General features: G+C 71.7%; 12 protein-coding genes and 4 pseudogenes. 10 read left to right on the forward strand and 6 right to left on the reverse strand.

The window, feature by feature from the left end:
• The first annotated feature begins 19 nt into the window (after window positions 1-19).
• The gene (gene glpK, locus OJ254_RS04045) at window positions 20-1,534 is read left to right on the forward strand and encodes a glycerol kinase GlpK (protein WP_265361286.1); all 1,515 of its coding nucleotides are present in this window, start codon (window positions 20-22) and stop codon (window positions 1,532-1,534) included.
• 143 nt (window positions 1,535-1,677) lie between these two features.
• Here glpK and ychF read toward each other — a convergent pair whose 3' ends face one another.
• Complete coding sequence (gene ychF / locus OJ254_RS04050) at window positions 1,678-2,766, reverse strand: redox-regulated ATPase YchF (RefSeq protein ID WP_261955904.1); 1,089 nt, start codon at window positions 2,764-2,766, stop codon at window positions 1,678-1,680.
• 632 nt (window positions 2,767-3,398) lie between these two features.
• On the opposite strand from ychF, the pseudogene OJ254_RS30900 reads away from it, so the two are divergent.
• Window positions 3,399-3,689 (forward strand): annotated as a pseudogene (locus OJ254_RS30900) (DUF6542 domain-containing protein); the annotation flags it as partial.
• A gap of 61 nt (window positions 3,690-3,750) precedes the next feature.
• On the opposite strand, the gene ppgK reads toward OJ254_RS30900, so the two are convergent.
• Window positions 3,751-4,644 carry a polyphosphate--glucose phosphotransferase gene (gene ppgK / locus OJ254_RS04060; protein ID WP_265361288.1) on the reverse strand — a complete coding sequence of 298 codons (894 nt, stop codon included), beginning with the start codon at window positions 4,642-4,644 and terminating at the stop codon, window positions 3,751-3,753.
• A gap of 99 nt (window positions 4,645-4,743) precedes the next feature.
• Window positions 4,744-5,788, reverse strand: a pseudogene (locus OJ254_RS04065) (4-hydroxy-3-methylbut-2-enyl diphosphate reductase).
• 195 nt (window positions 5,789-5,983) lie between these two features.
• Here OJ254_RS04065 and OJ254_RS04070 point away from each other — a divergent pair.
• The 4 genes and pseudogenes from OJ254_RS04070 to OJ254_RS04085 all read left to right on the forward strand — a co-directional run bounded on the left by OJ254_RS04070 (window position 5,984) and on the right by OJ254_RS04085 (window position 9,786).
• A pseudogene (locus tag OJ254_RS04070) lies at window positions 5,984-7,281 on the forward strand (APC family permease).
• Between the two features lie 47 nt (window positions 7,282-7,328).
• The gene (gene xseA / locus OJ254_RS04075; RefSeq protein ID WP_265361289.1) at window positions 7,329-8,564 is read left to right on the forward strand and encodes an exodeoxyribonuclease VII large subunit; all 1,236 of its coding nucleotides are present in this window, start codon (window positions 7,329-7,331) and stop codon (window positions 8,562-8,564) included.
• Between the two features lie 169 nt (window positions 8,565-8,733).
• Window positions 8,734-8,937, forward strand: a complete 204-nt coding sequence (locus tag OJ254_RS04080) for an exodeoxyribonuclease VII small subunit (protein ID WP_265365036.1) — start codon at window positions 8,734-8,736, stop codon at window positions 8,935-8,937.
• A 255-nt stretch (window positions 8,938-9,192) separates the two neighbouring features.
• The gene (locus OJ254_RS04085; protein ID WP_265361290.1) at window positions 9,193-9,786 is read left to right on the forward strand and encodes a malonic semialdehyde reductase; all 594 of its coding nucleotides are present in this window, start codon (window positions 9,193-9,195) and stop codon (window positions 9,784-9,786) included.
• Window positions 9,787-9,864: 78 nt separating this feature from the next.
• Here the strand turns inward: OJ254_RS04085 and OJ254_RS04090 are convergent, their stop codons facing one another.
• Window positions 9,865-10,395, reverse strand: a complete 531-nt coding sequence (locus OJ254_RS04090) for a DUF4245 domain-containing protein (protein ID WP_265365037.1) — start codon at window positions 10,393-10,395, stop codon at window positions 9,865-9,867.
• Between the two features lie 235 nt (window positions 10,396-10,630).
• Here OJ254_RS04090 and glpX point away from each other — a divergent pair, with 235 nt between their 5' ends.
• A complete protein-coding gene (gene glpX / locus OJ254_RS04095; RefSeq protein WP_265361291.1) occupies window positions 10,631-11,662 on the forward strand; it encodes a class II fructose-bisphosphatase in 1,032 nt (343 codons plus the stop codon).
• Window positions 11,663-11,749: 87 nt separating this feature from the next.
• On the opposite strand, the gene OJ254_RS04100 is transcribed toward glpX, so the two are convergent.
• Both OJ254_RS04100 and OJ254_RS04105 read right to left on the reverse strand, forming a co-directional pair.
• Window positions 11,750-12,109 (reverse strand): WhiB family transcriptional regulator, encoded by a 360-nt coding sequence (locus OJ254_RS04100; RefSeq protein ID WP_261955911.1) that lies wholly within the window; start codon window positions 12,107-12,109, stop codon window positions 11,750-11,752.
• Between the two features lie 208 nt (window positions 12,110-12,317).
• Window positions 12,318-13,106: a DUF1707 SHOCT-like domain-containing protein gene (locus OJ254_RS04105; protein ID WP_423835996.1), complete on the reverse strand. Its 789-nt coding sequence runs from the start codon at window positions 13,104-13,106 to the stop codon at window positions 12,318-12,320.
• A gap of 263 nt (window positions 13,107-13,369) precedes the next feature.
• Here OJ254_RS04105 and OJ254_RS04110 point away from each other — a divergent pair, with 263 nt between their 5' ends.
• From OJ254_RS04110 to fomD, 3 genes and pseudogenes are all read left to right on the forward strand, one after another.
• On the forward strand, window positions 13,370-15,043 hold the full coding sequence (locus OJ254_RS04110) for a fumarate hydratase (RefSeq protein ID WP_265361292.1): 1,674 nt from the start codon (window positions 13,370-13,372) through the stop codon (window positions 15,041-15,043).
• Window positions 15,044-15,154: 111 nt separating this feature from the next.
• Window positions 15,155-16,566, forward strand: a pseudogene (locus OJ254_RS04115) (class II fumarate hydratase).
• Window positions 16,567-16,772: 206 nt separating this feature from the next.
• Window positions 16,773-17,441 (forward strand): cytidylyl-2-hydroxypropylphosphonate hydrolase, encoded by a 669-nt coding sequence (gene fomD / locus OJ254_RS04120; protein WP_265361293.1) that lies wholly within the window; start codon window positions 16,773-16,775, stop codon window positions 17,439-17,441.
• Window positions 17,442-17,468: the final 27 nt, after the last annotated feature.

Genomic DNA, 17,468 nt, shown 5'->3' on the forward strand with positions numbered 1-17,468 from the left:
CCGCAACGGAAGGCTGATCATGGTTGAGCGGTATGTGATGTCCATCGATCAGGGCACCACCTCCACCCGATGCATCCTGTTCGACCACCAGGGGCGGCTGGTGTCGGTCGTCCAGCGGGAGCACCAGCAGCACTTCCCCCGGCCCGGGTGGGTCGAGCACGACGCGGTCGAGATCTGGCACACCCTGCAGCGCGTGGTGCCGCAGGCGCTCTCCCATGCCGACGTCGGCCCCGATGAGGTCGCCGCCGTCGGCATCGCCAACCAGCGCGAGACGACCGTGCTGTGGGACCCGCGTACCGGCGTCCCGCTGGGCAGGGCGATCGTCTGGCAGGACACCCGCACGGGTTCGCTGGTCGAGGACCTCAGGAGCCGGCCCGGGGACGAGTTCTTCCTCCGGCGCTGCTGCCTGGCCCCTTCCACGTACTTCTCGGCCCCCCGGATCCGCTGGCTGTTCGACCACGTCGACGGGCTGCAGCGACGCGCCGAGGACGGCGGGGTGCTGTTCGGCACGATGGAGAGCTGGCTGATCTGGAACCTCACCGGCGGGCCGGCCGGCGGCTTGCACCTGACCGACGTCACCAACGCCAGCCGCACCATGCTCATGAACATCAGCACCCTCGACTGGGACGAGGAGCTGCTGGAGTTCTTCGAGGTTCCCCGCTCGATGCTCCCGGAGATCCGCCCCTCGGCCGAGACCTACGGGACCGCCCGTTCCGTCATCCCGGGCGTCCGTATCGCCGCGGCACTGGGTGACCAGCAGGCGGCGCTGTTCGGGCAGACCTGCTTCTCCCCGGGCGAGGCGAAGTGCACCTACGGGACCGGCAGCTTCCTGCTGCTCAACACCGGCACCGACCTCGTACGGTCCCGGCACGGGCTGCTCACCACCGTCGCCTACAAGATCGAGGACCAGCCCGCGGTCTACGCGCTCGAAGGCCCGATCGCCGTCACCGGCGCGCTGGTCCAGTGGTTCCGCGACCGGCTGGGGCTGATCAGCAGCGCCCCCGAGATCGAGACCCTCGCGCGCACCGTCGAGAACAACGGCGGCTGCTACATCGTCCCGGCGTTCTCCGGCCTGTACGCGCCGCACTGGCGCAGCGACGCCCGCGGGGTCATCGTCGGCCTCACCTCGTACATCACCAAGGGGCACCTGGCCCGGGCGGTGCTGGAGGCCACCGGCTGGCAGACCCGGGAGGTGGTCGACGCCATGAACGCCGACTCCTCGCTCGCCCTGAAGGTGCTCAAGGTGGACGGCGGGATGACGTCGGACAACCTGCTCATGCAGTTCCTGGCCGATGTGCTCGACGTGCCCGTGGTGCGCCCCATGGCCGTGGAGACGGTCTCCCTGGGCGCCGCCTACGCCGCCGGGCTCGCCGCCGGCTACTGGCCCGACCTGGAGGTCCTGCGCCGCAATTGGCACCGGGCCGCCCAGTGGCTGCCGGACATGGCCCCCGAGCGGCGGCAGGCGGAGTACGCGGACTGGAAGCGCGCGGTCGAGCGCTCGCTCGGCTGGATCGCCCCGCCGGCCCCGCCCTGACACCCCGGCGCGCGGCCGAACCGACCACCGACGGACAGCCCGGCCCCGCCGCCAGGCACGCCGGCGGGGCCGGACCCCGGAGGGAACCGACCCCGCTTCACCTGCATGCTTTCGGCATCGTTCGATCAATGCCGCGGCGGGCGCTAGACGTTGAAGCGGAACTCCACCACATCCCCGTCCTGCATCACATACTCCTTGCCCTCCATGCGGGCCTTGCCCGCGGAGCGGGCGTCGGCGACCGAGCCGGTCTCCACCAGGTCGGCGAAGGAGATGACCTCGGCCTTGATGAAGCCCTTCTGGAAGTCGGTGTGGATGACGCCGGCGGCCTCGGGGGCGGTGGCGCCCTGCTTGATGGTCCAGGCGCGGGTTTCCTTGGGGCCGGCCGTCAGGTAGGTCTGCAGGCCGAGGGTGCGGAAGCCGACGTGGGCGAGGGTGGCGAGGCCGGGCTCCTCCTGGCCGACGGACTGGAGGAGTTCGAGGGCCTCGTCCTCGTCCAGCTCGGCGAGGTCGGCCTCCAGCTTGGCGTTGAGGAAGATCGCCTCGGCGGGGGCGACCAGCTCGCGCTGCTCGTTCTTGAAGTCCTCGTCGGTGAGCTCGTCCTCGTCGACGTTGAAGACGTAGAGGAACGGCTTGGTGGTGAGGAGGTGGAGGTCGTGGAGGAGCTCGTTGCGCTCGCTGCCCTGGACGATGCCGTGGGCGAAGAGGGTGTCGCCCTTCTCCAGGATGGCCTTGGCCTCCTCGACGGCCTTGACCTTGGGGGCCACGTCCTTCTTGATCCGCGACTCCTTCACCAGGCGCGGCAGGACCTTCTCGATGGTCTGCAGGTCGGCGAGGATCAGCTCGGTGTTGATCGTCTCGATGTCGTCCTTGGGCGAGACCTTGCCGTCGACGTGGACGACGTTCTCGTCCTTGAAGGCGCGGATGACCTGGCAGATCGCGTCGGACTCGCGGATGTTCGCGAGGAACTTGTTGCCCAGGCCCTCGCCCTCGGAGGCGCCGCGGACGATGCCGGCGATGTCGACGAAGTCGACGGTGGCCGGGAGGACCTTCTGGGAGGCGAAGATCTCGGCGAGCTTGGCCAGGCGGGGGTCGGGGACGCCGACGACGCCGACGTTCGGCTCGATGGTGGCGAACGGGTAGTTGGCCGCCAGCACGTCGTTCTTGGTCAGGGCGTTGAACAGGGTCGACTTGCCGACATTCGGCAGACCGACGATTCCGATCGTGAGCGACACGGTGGCGACTCGACTTCCGAAGGGAGAGCGGTGGGGTGGGCAACGGCCTCGTGAGGGGCCGATCCACCAGTCTACGGGGCGGGCGGCGGCGCCCGGCCGCCCCAGGCCCGGGCCGGCGCCCCGGCTGCCGCGTCCCCTTCCCGGTCCCGTCCTGGCCCGTCCCGCACCGGCCCCGCACCCGCTCGTGTCGAACGCAGTCCCAAGCTCGGCCAAAGCGCGTGTCCCGTAACCGGTTAATACCACTTAGCGGCCTACCGTTGGCGAGTGGAGCAACACGAAGCGCGCACCCCCCAGCACGGCCCGCCGTGGTCCGGACGCCCGGCCGCGGACCAGGACGCCCGGCTCCCGCGCCCGGCGGAGGCCGTGGCCCCCGACCCCGACGACGACTTCCTCTCCGCGATGCGGGCCTCCGGCTTCGCGTCCGTCCCGATCGCGGCGCCCGCGCCCGTACGGGCCACGGCGCGCGGCCCGGCGCAGGCGTGGGCCGCCCGGGGCCCACCCCGGCGGCCCTGGCGGGACCCGTGGGTGAGCGGCCGGCCGTGCCGCCCCCGGCAGGGATGGAATCCTCGGCCGTCTACCGGGCGCGTCCGCAGCGTCCGCTGCCCGCGGCGCCGGAGAACCTGCGGCGCCGGATGCCCGCGGCGAAGCTCACCGGCCTGGGCTGCTGGCTGCTGGCGACGCTCGCGCTGTTCGCCTTCGCCGGCCTGGACCAGCTGCTGCTCGGCGGCGCGCAGACCCCGTACGGCGTGTTCTTCCTGCTGGTGGGCGTCGGCGCGGCGGTGTGGGTGCGGCCGTACGACCTGATCTGCGCGCCGGTCACGCTGCCGATCGCGTTCACGCTCGGGGCGGTGCCGATCCACCGCGGCGGGGACGGTTTCGGCGGGCTGCTGATGGGCGTCTTCACCGTCCTCGCGCTGAACGCCGGCTGGCTCTACGCGGGCACGCTGGTCTGCGCGCTGATCGCGGTCGTCCGGCGGGCGGCGGTCAGCGCGCGACGTCGGGCCAGCCGACCGGTGACGCGACCGCGGAGCGGGGAGCCCGGGCCGGCGGACCGGGCGGCGGCCCGGAAGGCTGACCGGTCGCGGCCACGGCCGGGGACGCGGCCGCGGCAGGTGGCGCGCCAGCCCGAGCGGCGTACGCGGCCATCGCAGCCCCCACGATCCCCGCGTTGTTCTGAAGCTGAGCCGGCACGATCTCGGCCCTGATGCCCTCGATCAGCGGCAGGAACTTCTCGGCCTTGCGGCTCACCCCGCCGCCGATCACGAACAGCTCGGGCGAGAACAGCATCTCCACATGGGCGAGGTACTTCTGGACCCGGCGCGCCCAGCGCTGCCAGCTGAGCTCCTCGTCCTCCTTGGCCTTGGTGGAGGCGCGTTTCTCGGCGTCGTGGCCGTGCAGTTCGAGGTGGCCGAGCTCGGTGTTCGCGAGGAGCCGGCCGTCGGTGAAGACGGCGCTGCCGATGCCGGTGCCGAGGGTGAGGACGATGACGGTGCCGCCCCGGCCGCGGCCGGCGCCGAAGCGCATCTCGGCCAGGCCGGCCGCGTCCGCGTCGTTGAGGAGGGTCACCGCGCAGCCGCCGGCCTCGCCGCCGAGGCGGTCGGTGATCAGGGCGGCGGCGTCGGTGCCGATCCATCGTCTGTCGACGTTGGCGGCGGTGCGGGTGATGCCGCCGGTGACCACTCCGGGGAAGGTCACGCCGACCGGGCCGGTCCAGCCGAAGTGCGCGACCACCTCGCGGACGCAGTCCGCGACGGCGTCCGGGGTGGCCGGATGCGGGGTCAGTACCTTGTGGCGCTCCTCGACGAGGTCGCCGCGTTCGAGATCCACCGGGGCGCCCTTGATGCCCGATCCGCCGATGTCCACACCGAAGACCCTCATGGGGAAAAGGCTAGGCGCGGACGGGCCCGGCCGCCCAGGGAACGCGGAACCGGCGGCACTGTCGTCCGCCGGGGCCGCGCTCGCCGTCGGGACCGGGTGTCAGGCGTCGGTGTCCTCGGTCGCCGCCTTGGCCTCCGCGCGCAGATCGCGGCGGAGTTCCTTGGGCAGCGAGAAGGTGATGGACTCCTCGGCCGCCTTGACGATCTCGACGTCGCCGTAGCCGCGCTCGGCGAGCCATTCCAGGACCTGCTCGACCAGGACCTCCGGGACGGAGGCGCCGGAGGTGACGCCGACCGTGGTCACGCCCTCCAGCCAGGCCTCGTCGATCTCGCTGGCGAAGTCCACGAGGTAGGCCTCGCGGGCGCCGGCGAGCTTGGCGACCTCGACAAGCCGCTTGGAGTTGGAGGAGTTGCGGGAGCCGACCACGATGACCAGGTCCGCGTCGGCGCCCATCTGCTTCACGGCGAGCTGGCGGTTCTGGGTGGCGTAGCAGATGTCGTCGCTGGGCGGGGAGATCAGCTGCGGGAACTTCTCCTTCAGCGCGTCGACGGTCTCCATGGTCTCGTCGACGGAGAGGGTGGTCTGGGAGAGCCAGACGATCTTCGACGGGTCGCGGACCTCGACCTTGGCGACGTCGCCGGGACCGTCGACGAGCTGGATGTGGTCGGGGGCCTCGCCGGAGGTGCCGATGACCTCTTCGTGGCCCTCGTGGCCGATCAGGAGGATGTCGTAGTCCTCGCTGGCGTAGCGGACGGCTTCCTTGTGGACCTTGGTCACCAGGGGGCAGGTCGCGTCGATGGTGGCGAGGCGGCCCTGCTTGGCCTCCTCGTGGACGACGGGGGCGACGCCGTGCGCCGAGAACATCACGATGTTGCCCGGCGGGACCTCCTCCGTGCGCTCGACGAAGATCGCGCCCTTCTTCTCCAGGGTCTTCACGACGTACTTGTTGTGCACGATCTCGTGGCGCACGTAGACGGGGCGCCGTACTGCTCCAGGGCTTTCTCGACGGCGATCACGGCACGGTCCACGCCCGCGCAGTAGCCACGGGGGCGGCGAGCAGGACCTTGCGGCCGGCGGGCTGGGTGTCACTGGGACGCGCAGCGTCTCCACTGGGGGCGGCGGTGGGCGACGGGCGGGAAGTCATGTCGTCCATCGTAAGGGCCGTGCCCGGCGCCCGAAGATCGGCCGCTGGCCCAGACTGGGAGGTCGGAACTACCGAGGAGGCCGGGATGGAGTCGGGCGGCGGGCCGGGGCGGGCGAGGAGGCGGGGCCGGCGGCGCTGCGGCGGACGCTGACGTTCCGGGACCTGGTCGTCTACGGGCTGCTGTTCATCGCCCCGATGGCGCCGGTCGGGATCTTCGGCACCCTGCAGGCGAAGTCGCACGGCGCGATCACCCTGGTCTACCTGGTGGCGACGGCCGCGATGGCGTTCACGGCGTACTCGTACGCCCAGATGGTGCGGGTCGCGCCGCGGGCCGGTTCGGTCTACACCTACGCGCGGGTGGGGCTGGGGGACGGCGCCGGGTTCGTCGCCGGGTGGATGGCGATGCTGGACTACCTGCTGATCCCGGCGGTGGCGTATCTGTTCTCCGGGATCGCGCTGCACGCCCTGGTGCCGTCGGTGCACCAGTGGGTGTGGACGGCGCTGGCCGTGGTGGTGACGACGCTGCTGAACCTGTGGGGCGTGCGGACCGCGGCGGTGGTCGGCTTCGTGGTGCTGGCGATGGAGCTCGCGGTGCTGCTGGTCTTCGTCGGCGCGGCCGGGTACGTGCTGGTCACGGAGGGGGCGCGGCGGGACTGGAGCGAGCCGTTCCGCGGTGCGGGCGCCTTCTCCCCGGTGGCGGTGCTCGCGGCGGTGTCGGTCGCGGTCCTGTCGTTCCTGGGCTTCGACGCGATCGCGTCGTTCGCGGAGGAGTCGGCGGGTGGCGTGTCGAGGGTGGCGCGGGCGGTGCTGGCCTGTCTGGTGGTGGCGGGGGTGCTGTTCGCCGTGCAGACGTATCTCGCGGCGCTGCTCGCCCGGTGTCCGCGGCCGAGCTGGCGGCCAGACCGGGTGAGCAGGGTGCCGCCTTCTACGCGACGGCGGAGTCGGCCGCCGGGCCGTGGCTGGGGCAGTTGGTGGCGGCCAGCAAGGCGATCGGGGCGGCGTTCGCGGCGCTGGCGGGGCAGGCGGCGGCCGGGCGGCTGCTGTTCGCGATGGCCCGGGACCGGCGGCTGCCGGGGGCGATGGCCGAGGTGGACGCCCGCCACGGGGTGCCGCGCCGGGCGCTGCTGGGCGCGGCGGTGGTGACGCTGGTGGCGGCGGTGTGGGCGGCGCGCCGGGACGACGGGCTGGACCAGCTGTCGTCGGTCGTGAACGTGGGGGCGCTGACCGCGTTCGGGCTGCTGCACGCCTCGGTGATCGGCTGGTTCCGCTTCCGGGCGCGGGAGCGGGCCGGGGTGCCAGGCGTGCTGCGGCACGTGGTGGTGCCACTGCTGGGGCTCGCGGTGGTGGTCGCCGTGCTCGTGGCGGCGTCGCCGACGGCGCGGGCCGTGGGCGGCTGCTGGCTGGCGGTGGGGCTGGTGTGGCTGGCGGTGCAGTACGGGCGACGGTCGCGGGCCGGTGGTGCGGGGCCCGGGGAGGGCGGGGCGGCGGGCTGAGGGCGAGGCGGCCGGCACTGTCGGTGGTCGCCGCTACGCTCGCTCGTATGGCTGTCTCCACGTCCCCCGAAACGCCGATCCCGGTCGGCGAGGTGTCCCGGCTCATCGGCGGCTGGATCGACCGGCTCGGCGCGGTCTGGGTCGAGGGGCAGATCACCCAGCTCTCCCGCCGCCCCGGCGCGGGCGTGGTCTTCCTGACGCTGCGCGATCCGTCCCACGACATCTCGCTGCGCGTGACGTGCTACCGCCAGGTCTTCGACAAGGTCGCGGACGTGATCAGCGAGGGCGCCCGGGTGGTGGTGCACGCCAAACCGGAGTGGTACGCCCCGCGCGGTCAGCTGTCGCTGCGGGCCGCGGAGATCCGGCCGGTCGGGGTCGGCGAGCTGCTGGCGCGGCTGGAGCAGTTGAAGAAGTCGCTGGCGGCGGAGGGGCTGTTCGCGGCGGACCGCAAGCGGCCGCTGCCGTTCCTGCCGCAGCTGATCGGGCTGGTCTGCGGGCGGGCCAGCGCCGCGGAGCGGGACGTGCTGGAGAACGCCCGGCACCGCTGGCCGGCCGTCCGCTTCGAGGTGCGCAACGTACCGGTGCAGGGCGTGCATGCGGTGCCGCAGGTGATCGCGGCGGTGCAGGAGCTGGACGCGCTGCCCGAGGTGGACGTGATCATCGTGGCCCGCGGCGGCGGCAGCGTGGAGGATCTGCTGCCGTTCTCCGACGAGCAGTTGGTCCGGGCGGTGAGCGCGGCGGTGACACCGGTCGTCTCGGCGATCGGGCACGAGCCGGACACCCCGCTGCTGGATCTGGTGGCCGATCTGCGCGCCTCGACGCCGACGGACGCGGCGAAGAAGGTGGTGCCGGACGTGGGTGAGGAGCTGGCCCGGGTGCAGCAGCTGCGCGAGCGGGCGCTGCGCGCGGTCGAGGGCTTCCTGCAGCGGGAGCAGCGGGGGCTGGCGGCGGCGCTGCAGCGGCCGTGCATGGAGCGTCCGCAGCGGATGGTGGAGGAGCGCGAGGAGCAGGTCACGGCCCTGGTGGAGCGCGGCCGGCGGACGCTGGGGCATCTGCTGGACCGGGCCGACTCCGAGCTGTCGCACACCCTCGCGCGGGTGGTCGCGCTCTCCCCCAGGGCGACGCTGGAGCGCGGCTATGCGGTGCTGCAGAAGGCGGACGGGGCGGCGGTGCGCTCCCCCGGGGAGGTCGAGAACGGCGAGGAGCTGCGGGCCCGGGTGTCCGCGGGCGAGTTCCGGGTCCGGGTCGGCGGCGTCCAGGGCGCTGTCAGTGACCCCGAATAGGGTGGGAGACATGGCGAAGGCGCAGGCGAAGACGGAGCGGGAGACGGACGGCGTGGCGGAGACGGAGCAGGGCCCGGCGGCCGGCGCGAACACCGGCGCGCGGGCCGCGGAGAGCGCGGAGCCCGCCGCGGAGCCCGGTCCGGACGCCGCCGGACCGGAGCCGGCCGCGGTGCCCCCGGTGGAGTCCACGCTCGGCTACGAGCAGGCGCGGGACGAGCTGATCGAGGTCGTCCGCAGCCTGGAGGCGGGCGGGACGACGCTGGAGGAGTCGCTGGCGCTGTGGGAGCGCGGCGAGGCGCTGGCGAAGGTCTGCCGCCGCTGGCTGGACGGCGCCCGGGAGCGCCTGGACGCGGCGCTGGCCGAGGAGCGCTAGGCGCGGCGAGGCCGGTCCGCGCACCGCGCGCGGACGGGCGTCCACGGCGCACCCGTTCTCAGGAACCACGGGAATCATGTGAACCGGCTCACAACGCCCTCGATTTAGTTGAACATTAATCTATCTGCTTTACAGTGGAGAGCACGGAGAACCGTGCAGTATGTGGACTGCGGTATCCGCATCGTGGTACTCGCCGCATTCGCGGCGGCTGCCGCAGACCCGTTGAACACCGAGCTGACCACCGAGGTGCCCTTTATGTCTCTCGCCCTTGACTCCGCCGCCCAGGACCTCCTCTTCCGTGAGGCCCAGACCGCCAACACGTTCACGGACGAGCCGGTGACGGACGAGCAGGTCCAGGCGATCTACGACCTGGTGAAGTTCGGCCCGACCGCCTTCAACCAGTCGCCGCTGCGGATAACCCTGGTCCGCACCCCCGAGGCCCGGCAGCGCCTGGTCAACCACGCCATGGGCGCCAACGGCCCGAAGACCCTGACCGCGCCGCTGACCGCGATCCTCTCCGTCGACCTGGACTTCCACGAGAAGCTGCCGGAGCTCTTCCCGCACGCCCCCGGCATCAAGGACGCCTTCTTCGCCGAGGCCGCCGTCCGCGAGGTCGCCGGCACCCAGAACGCCACCCTGCAGGCCGGCTACTTCATCGTCGGCGTCCGCGCCGCCGGCCTGGCCGCCGGCCCGATGACCGGCTTCGACTTCACCGGCATCGACAAGGAGTTCTTCGGCGACGGCAAGCAGAAGTCCTTCCTGGTCCTCAACATCGGCAAGCCGGGCCCGGACGCCTTCTTCCCGCGCTCGCCGCGCCTGACCTTCGACGACGCCGTCACCACCGTCTGACGGCCGTAGCGGAAACGCCAAGGGGCCGCCGCACCCAGCCCGGGTGCGGCGGCCCCTTCGCGCTTCGGTCCGTCGGCCCTACTTCGCCACCAGCGCGGCCGCCAGGTCCGCCAGCCGTCCGTACGGAGCGGTGCCGGTGACGACCGTGGTCACGCCCTTCTCCTCGCGGACCAGCGCCTTGTACCTGTCGCCCTCGTAGCGGTCCCACTTCTTGCTGCCGACGGCCTGCTTGCCCGCGGTCCTGGTGGCGCCGAGCGTGACCTCCTGGATGAACTTCCGCGCCGGCGCGTCACTCTGCTCGACCGCCGCGTACTGCTCCTCCGGGTCGAGCATGCCCAGGTGCCAGGCGCCGCCCTTGCCGTCGTCGCTCACCTTGTAGGAGACGGAGGTGGCGCGCCAGGTCTTGGGGAGCCCCTGGGGCGCGGCGACCGGATAGGGCGCCGCCCGCCGGGCGGTGATCAGCTCGACGCGGTAGTCGACCGTCTTCACCGCGTTCTTCGCCGCGTCCGCGCTCTCGTCGTGCGGAATGAAGATGTAGATCGCCCCGACCAGGACGCCGATCACTGCCAGCGACAGGACCATGTCCCGCACCGTTTGCCTGCCTCGCATACCTGCCACGCCCCTATGGTCCCCCATCCCGGCGCCAGCCCCGACAGGCCCCCGGTGACGCCTGTCACCTGCGTAAACACCGCGCCGCGCATTCCCCGGCCGGCCGCTCATGCGAAGGGCCCACTGCTCATTTTGGCGACGTGCAGATACTGTGAACCTCAGGGGGAGTCCCCCGCGCCCCCGCACAGCCACCCTCACTCCTCCGCGGCCGTCGCCGTACAGAAAGGTGCGCTCGATGACCGAGCATCATCTCCCGTCCCAACTCGAGGTCAGCCCCGAGGCCCCGGACCGCAACCTCGCCCTGGAACTCGTCCGGGTCACCGAGGCCGGTGCCATGGCGTCGGGCCGCTGGGTGGGGCGAGGTGACAAGAACGGCGCGGACGGCGCGGCGGTCAAGGCCATGCGCGCCCTGATCCACACCGTGTCCATGAACGGGGTCGTGGTCATCGGGGAGGGCGAGAAGGACCACGCGCCGATGCTGTACAACGGCGAACGCGTCGGGGACGGGACCGGCCCGGAGTGCGACGTGGCCGTGGACCCGGTGGACGGTACGACGCTGACCGCCAAGGGCATGGCCAACGCGGTCTCCGTGATGGCGGTCGCCGAGCGCGGCGCGATGTTCGACCCGTCCGCGGTCTTCTACATGGACAAGCTGGCCACCGGCCCGGAGGCGGCGGACTTCGTCGACATCACCGCCCCGGTGGCGGTGAACATCAAGCGGATCGCCAAGGCGAAGAAGTCCGCGGTCGAGGACGTCACCGTGGTCATCCTGGACCGGCCGCGCCACGAGGGCCTGGTCAAGGAGGTCCGGGAGGCGGGCGCCCGGATCAAGTTCATCGCCGACGGCGACGTCGCCGGCGCGATCATGGCGGCGCGTGAGGGCACCGGCGTCGACCTGCTGCTGGGCATCGGCGGTACGCCCGAGGGCATCATCACGGCCTGTGCCATGAAGTGTCTGGGCGGCACCCTGCAGGCCAAGCTGTGGCCCAAGGACGACGAGGAGCGGCAGCGCGCCCTGGACGCCGGTCACGACCTGGACAAGGTCCTGGAGATCGACGACCTGGTCCGCAGCGACAACGTCTTCTTCGTCGCCACCGGCATCACCGACGGCGAGCTGCTGCGCGGCGTGCGCTACCGCGCCGAGACCGCCTACACCCAGTCCCTGGTGATGCGGTCCAAGTCCGGCACGATCCGGCAGATCGACTCCCAGCACCGGCTGTCGAAGCTGCGCGCCTACAGCTCCGTGGACTTCGAGCGCCCCAGCTGACGGCTCCCGCCGGGACGACCGCGGACGCACTTCGCCCCCGCCGGAGAGGCTCCGGCGGGGGCGAAGTGGCCCATACGCGCGGTCTGTTCAGCCGGCCGCGGGCATATGGGCCGCACGCTGCAGTTCGGACTCCCGGCGCCGGCGCCGGGTCAGCACGACCCGGCGCTCGGCCGCGGTGAGCCCGCCCCAGACGCCGTACGGCTCCGGCTGGAGCAGCGCGTGTTCCCGGCACTCGACCATGACCGGGCAGCGGGCGCAGACCCGCTTCGCGGCCTCTTCCCTGGCCAGTCGCGCGGCGGTCGGCTCCTTCGACGGGGCGAAGAACAGCCCGGCTTCGTCCCGGCGGCACACCGCCTCGGAATGCCAGGGACCGGCCTCGTCGCGCGCAGGCACTCGCGGGGACGGAACGACAGCGGCATCCTGCAGGGGCTGATGCGGTAGCAGCACGGTCTACTCCTGACGACGGCTTCGGCGAGAGAAATCACCCTTGCCCGTCTCGCTGCGCACGGCCTCTTTCCGCACCCCGCAGCCGTACGAGAGACGATGCACCAGCCCTACCCGCTGTGCGCACGCTTATGCACACCGTGGCGATCGTGCGGAAACGAGATCACGCGACAACGCGAAAAGTCGCACCGCACCCCGGGACATACGCACCTCAGCGGCCGCCGTCGTGCCTCCTGCGGAAGCGGTCCCGGCGCTCCTGCCGCTCCAGGCGATGCCGTTCGTGCCACTCGCGGTGCCGCTCGCGGTGCTCGTCGCGGAGCTGCCGGCGCAGTTCGCGGTGGTTCTCGCGCAGCCGGTCGCGCAGGTCGCCGATCAGCGCCCCGCGCTTGGGCCGGGCCTCCACGCTGCCCAGGATCGCGTAGCCGTTGACCTGGATCTGCGGGGCGTCGCCGTCCTCCGCCTCATGGGTGTCGATCTCGAAGGCGCCCAGGATCCCGGAGCCGCTGCTGCGCAGCGTGACGTTCTCCGGCACCCGGATCTCCACGCTCCCGAAGAGGGAGGTGACGGTGATCTGGACCTGCTGCTGCGGGAAGACCGCCTCGGTCAGGTCGATCTCGACGGAACCGAAGATCGCCACGGCGTTGATCCGCGCCGGGACGTGCCAGCGCCCCTTGCGGGTGGCGGCGCTGAAGATCGCGACGAGGTTCTGGTCCGGCTGCGGCGCTCCGGTGCCGTACGCGGTCGCCGACGCGTCCGGTCCCGGCCGCGGACGGCCGCCGGCCGCCGGCAGGTCGCGGACGACCGGCTCCAGCTCGCCCAGGGTCTTGGCGCGGTAGACCGTGTCGATCCGCTCGGCGTGCTCCTCGGGATCGAGGCGGCCCTCGGCCAGCGCCTCCCGGAGGATCGCGGCGATCCGGTCGCGGTCCGCGTCGGACGCCCGGATGTCCGCCTCGGCCACGGGCGCGCCCGCGGGCCTGGTCCCGGCCTTCGTCAGGTCCACCGTTTGGGGGGTCTCGGGGCCCACTCGTCCCCCGTTGTCTGCATCCACCGCCCCAGCGTACCGAAACGCGATAGATCGCGACTAGGTATCGCAGGACCGGACCGCACATCCGCCCGAACCGGAGTCGGCACCGCCGCCCGAACCGGAGCCTGCCGCCGACTGAGCCTCACCTCACAGCCGCGCCCGCGCGCCGGGGTTCTACGCTGTTGGGGCGCTGCCGTAGAAGCCAGCCAGACCCCTCCGAGTAAGGATGAACCGCCACCATGCCGGAATTCGCCTACACCGACCTGCTCCCCACCGGCGAGGACAAGACCCCGTACCGCCTCATCACGAAGGAAGGTGTCAGCACCTTCGAGGCCGACGGCCGGACGTTCCTCAAGGTCGAGCCGGAGGCGCTGCGCAAGCTGGCCGAAGCGGCGATCCATGACATCCAGCACTACCTGCGCCCCGAGCACCTCGGGCAGCTCCGGAAGATCATCGACGACCCCGAGGCCTCGGCCAACGACAAGTTCGTCGCCCTCGACCTGCTGAAGAACGCCAACATCGCGGCCGCCGGCGTGCTGCCCATGTGCCAGGACACCGGCACCGCGATCGTGATGGGCAAGCGCGGCCAGAACGTGCTCACCGAGGGCGGCGACTCCGAAGCGCTCTCCCGCGGCATCTTCGACGCGTACACCCGGCTGAACCTGCGCTACTCGCAGATGGCCCCGCTGACCATGTGGGAGGAGAAGAACACCGGCTCCAACCTCCCGGCGCAGATCGAGCTGTACGCGACCGACGGCGGCGCCTACAAGTTCCTCTTCATGGCCAAGGGCGGCGGCAGCGCCAACAAGTCGTTCCTCTACCAGGAGACCAAGGCGGTCCTCAACGAGGCCTCCATGATGAAGTTCCTGGAGCAGAAGATCCGCTCGCTCGGTACGGCCGCCTGCCCGCCGTACCACCTCGCGATCGTCGTCGGCGGCACCTCGGCCGAGTACGCGCTCAAGACCGCCAAGTACGCCTCCGCGCACTACCTGGACGAGCTGCCCGCCGAGGGCTCCGCCACCGGCCACGGCTTCCGCGACAAGGAGCTGGAGGACAAGGTCTTCGAGCTGACGCAGAAGATCGGCATCGGCGCGCAGTTCGGCGGCAAGTACTTCTGCCACGACGTCCGCGTGGTCCGCCTCCCCCGGCACGGCGCCTCCTGCCCGGTCGCCATCGCCGTCTCCTGCTCGGCCGACCGCCAGGCCGTCGCCAAGATCACCGCCGAGGGCGTCTTCCTGGAGCAGCTGGAGACCGACCCGGCCCGCTTCCTGCCGGAGACCACGGACGAGGAACTGACCGAGGGCGCCGGCCCCGACCTCGACGCGGTCGCCGTCGACCTCAACCGCCCCATGGACGAGGTCCTCGCCGAGCTGACCAAGCACCCGGTCAAGACCCGGCTGTCCCTGACCGGCACGCTGGTCGTCGCCCGCGACATCGCGCACGCCAAGATCAAGGAGCGTCTGGACGCCGGCGAGGAGATGCCGCAGTACCTCAAGGACCACCCGGTCTACTACGCGGGCCCGGCCAAGACCCCCGAGGGCTACGCCTCCGGCTCGTTCGGCCCGACGACCGCGGGCCGGATGGACGCCTACGTCGAGCAGTTCCAGGCCGCCGGCGGCTCGAAGGTCATGCTCGCCAAGGGCAACCGCTCCCAGCAGGTCACCGACGCCTGCGCCGCCCACGGTGGCTTCTACCTCGGCTCCATCGGCGGCCCGGCCGCCCGCCTGGCCCAGGACTGCATCAAGAAGGTCGAGGTCCTCGAATACGAGGAGCTCGGCATGGAGGCCGTCTGGAAGATCGAGGTCGAGGACTTCCCCGCCTTCATCGTCGTCGACGACAAGGGCAACGACTTCTTCCAGGACCCCTCCCCGGCCCCGACGTTCACCAGCATCCCGGTCCGCCAGGGCGCCTGACCCGTCCGGCCCACCCGGCCCGCCGCACCCCACCGTCCCGCCGAGCGAACCGCCGGCGGGACGGTGGCGTCGGGCGGGAACAGATCCCCTTCCCCGGGCACTGTCATAGGTATGAGTGACACGAGTGCAGTGGGTGACGGCGACGGCTTCCGGGTGGAGCACGACTCGATGGGCGAGGTCCGGGTGCCCGCGGGGGCCAAGTGGCGGGCGCAGACGCAGCGGGCGGTGGAGAACTTCCCCGTTTCCGGGCAGCGGCTGGAGCGGGCGCACATCGAGGCGCTGGCACGGATCAAGGGCGCGGCCGCCACGGTGAACGCCCGGCTGGGGGTACTGGACAAGGACATCGCGGAGGCGGTGCAGGAGGCGGCCGCGGCGGTCGCCGGCGGCGAGTGGGACGCGCACTTCCCGGTCGACGTGTTCCAGACCGGCTCCGGGACGTCGTCGAACATGAACACCAACGAGGTCATCGCCACCCTCGCGAGCGAGCGGCTGGGGCGGGACGTCCACCCGAACGACCACGTCAACGCGAGCCAGTCGTCGAACGACGTCTTTCCGTCGTCGATCCACATCGCGGCCACTTCGGCGGTGCTGAACGATCTGATTCCGGCGCTGGAGCATCTGGCGGCGGCGTTCGAGCGGAAGGCGGAGGAATTCGCGGACGTCGTGAAGTCGGGGCGGACGCATTTGATGGATGCCACGCCGGTGACGCTGGGACAGGAATTCGGCGGATACGCCGCCCAGGTGCGGTACGGCGTGGAGCGGCTGCGGAGTGCGGTGCCGCGGCTGGCGGAGCTGCCGCTCGGCGGTACGGCCGTCGGGACGGGCATCAATACGCCGCCGGGATTCTCCGCGGCGGTGATCGCGGAAGTGGCCCGGGCGACCGGGCTGCCGCTGACCGAGGCGCGCAATCATTTCGAGGCGCAGGGCGCGCGGGACGGCATCGTCGAGACCAGCGGGCAGCTGCGGACGATCGCGGTCGGGCTGACGAAGATCGCCAATGACCTGCGGTGGATGGCGTCGGGGCCGCGCACCGGTCTCGCCGAGATCAATCTGCCGGACCTCCAGCCCGGTTCGTCGATCATGCCGGGGAAGGTCAATCCGGTGATTCCGGAGGCGGTGCTGATGGTCGCCGCACAGGTCACCGGGAATGACGCGACGGTGGCCGCGGCCGGCGCGGCCGGCAATTTCGAGCTCAATGTGATGCTCCCGGTGATCGCGCGGAACGTCCTCGAATCGATCCGGCTGCTCGGGAATGTGGCGCGGCTGCTGGCGGACCGCACGGTCGACGGCATCACGGCCAATGCGGAACGGGCCCGCGAATACGCCGAATCGTCGCCGTCCGTGGTCACCCCGCTGAACAAGTACCTCGGTTACGAAGAGGCGGCGAAGGTGGCGAAGAAATCGCTCGCCGAACGGAGGACGATCCGTCAGGTGGTCCTGGACGAGGGGTACGTGGAGCGCGGCTGCTCACCGAGGAGCAGCTGGACGAGGCGCTGGACGTGCTGCGCATGACCCACCCGTGACCATGTCCCGGTAGCCGTGCCGCCATGGCCATGACCCGCCCGTAACACCGCAAGGAAGGTACGTTACCGCTCCCGTAACGCCCGCTGCGTCTCATGTCACGGCGGGCGTCACACGGCACCCCTAAAAATCTGCCCATGACAGCGGACATGGTGGACACGGCGGAAGGCGAGGCGGCCGGCGGCGCGGGACGTCCGGGGTGCGGCAGGTGGCGGCGGAGGGCGCGGCGGGCCGCTGGGCGCCGGGCGACCACATCCTGTGGCGCTACCGCGACAACGCCGATCCGGGGCGCTTCCACATCTGCCGGCCGATGACCGTCGTCCAGGACACCGAGGAGCTGCTGGCGGTGTGGATGGCGCCGGGGACCGCGTGCATCAAGCCGGTGCTGGCCGACGGCACGCCGGTGCACCGCGAGCCGCTCGCGACCCGCTACACCAAACCGCGCCGGACCACCCACGACCACTGGTTCGGCACCGGCGTGCTGAAGCTCGCGCGGCCCGGCGACCCCTGGTCGGTCTGGCTCTTCTGGGAGCAGGGCTGGCAGTTCAAGAACTGGTACGTCAACCTGGAGCAGCCGCGCCGTCGTTGGTCAGGGGGAATTGACTCCGAGGACCATTTCCTCGACATCTGCGTCTATCCGGACCGGCACTGGGAGTGGCGGGACGAGGACGAATTCGCACAGGCGCAGCGGGACGGGCTGATGACGCACGCGCGGGCCGCGGAGGTCCGGTCCGCCGGACGGGCCGCGATCGCACAGATCTCGGCCTGGCGCGGACCGTACTCGGACGGCTGGGAGGACTGGCGGCCCGACCCGGCCTGGGACGTCCCCCGGCTCCCGGAGGACTGGGACCGCGCACCGGATCGTTTGCGGTCGTGAGGGAGTGAAGTGAAAAGGGGTACCGGA

Source organism: Streptomyces endophytica (assembly GCF_026153355.1).
GTDB lineage: Bacteria > Actinomycetota > Actinomycetes > Streptomycetales > Streptomycetaceae > Streptomyces > Streptomyces endophytica.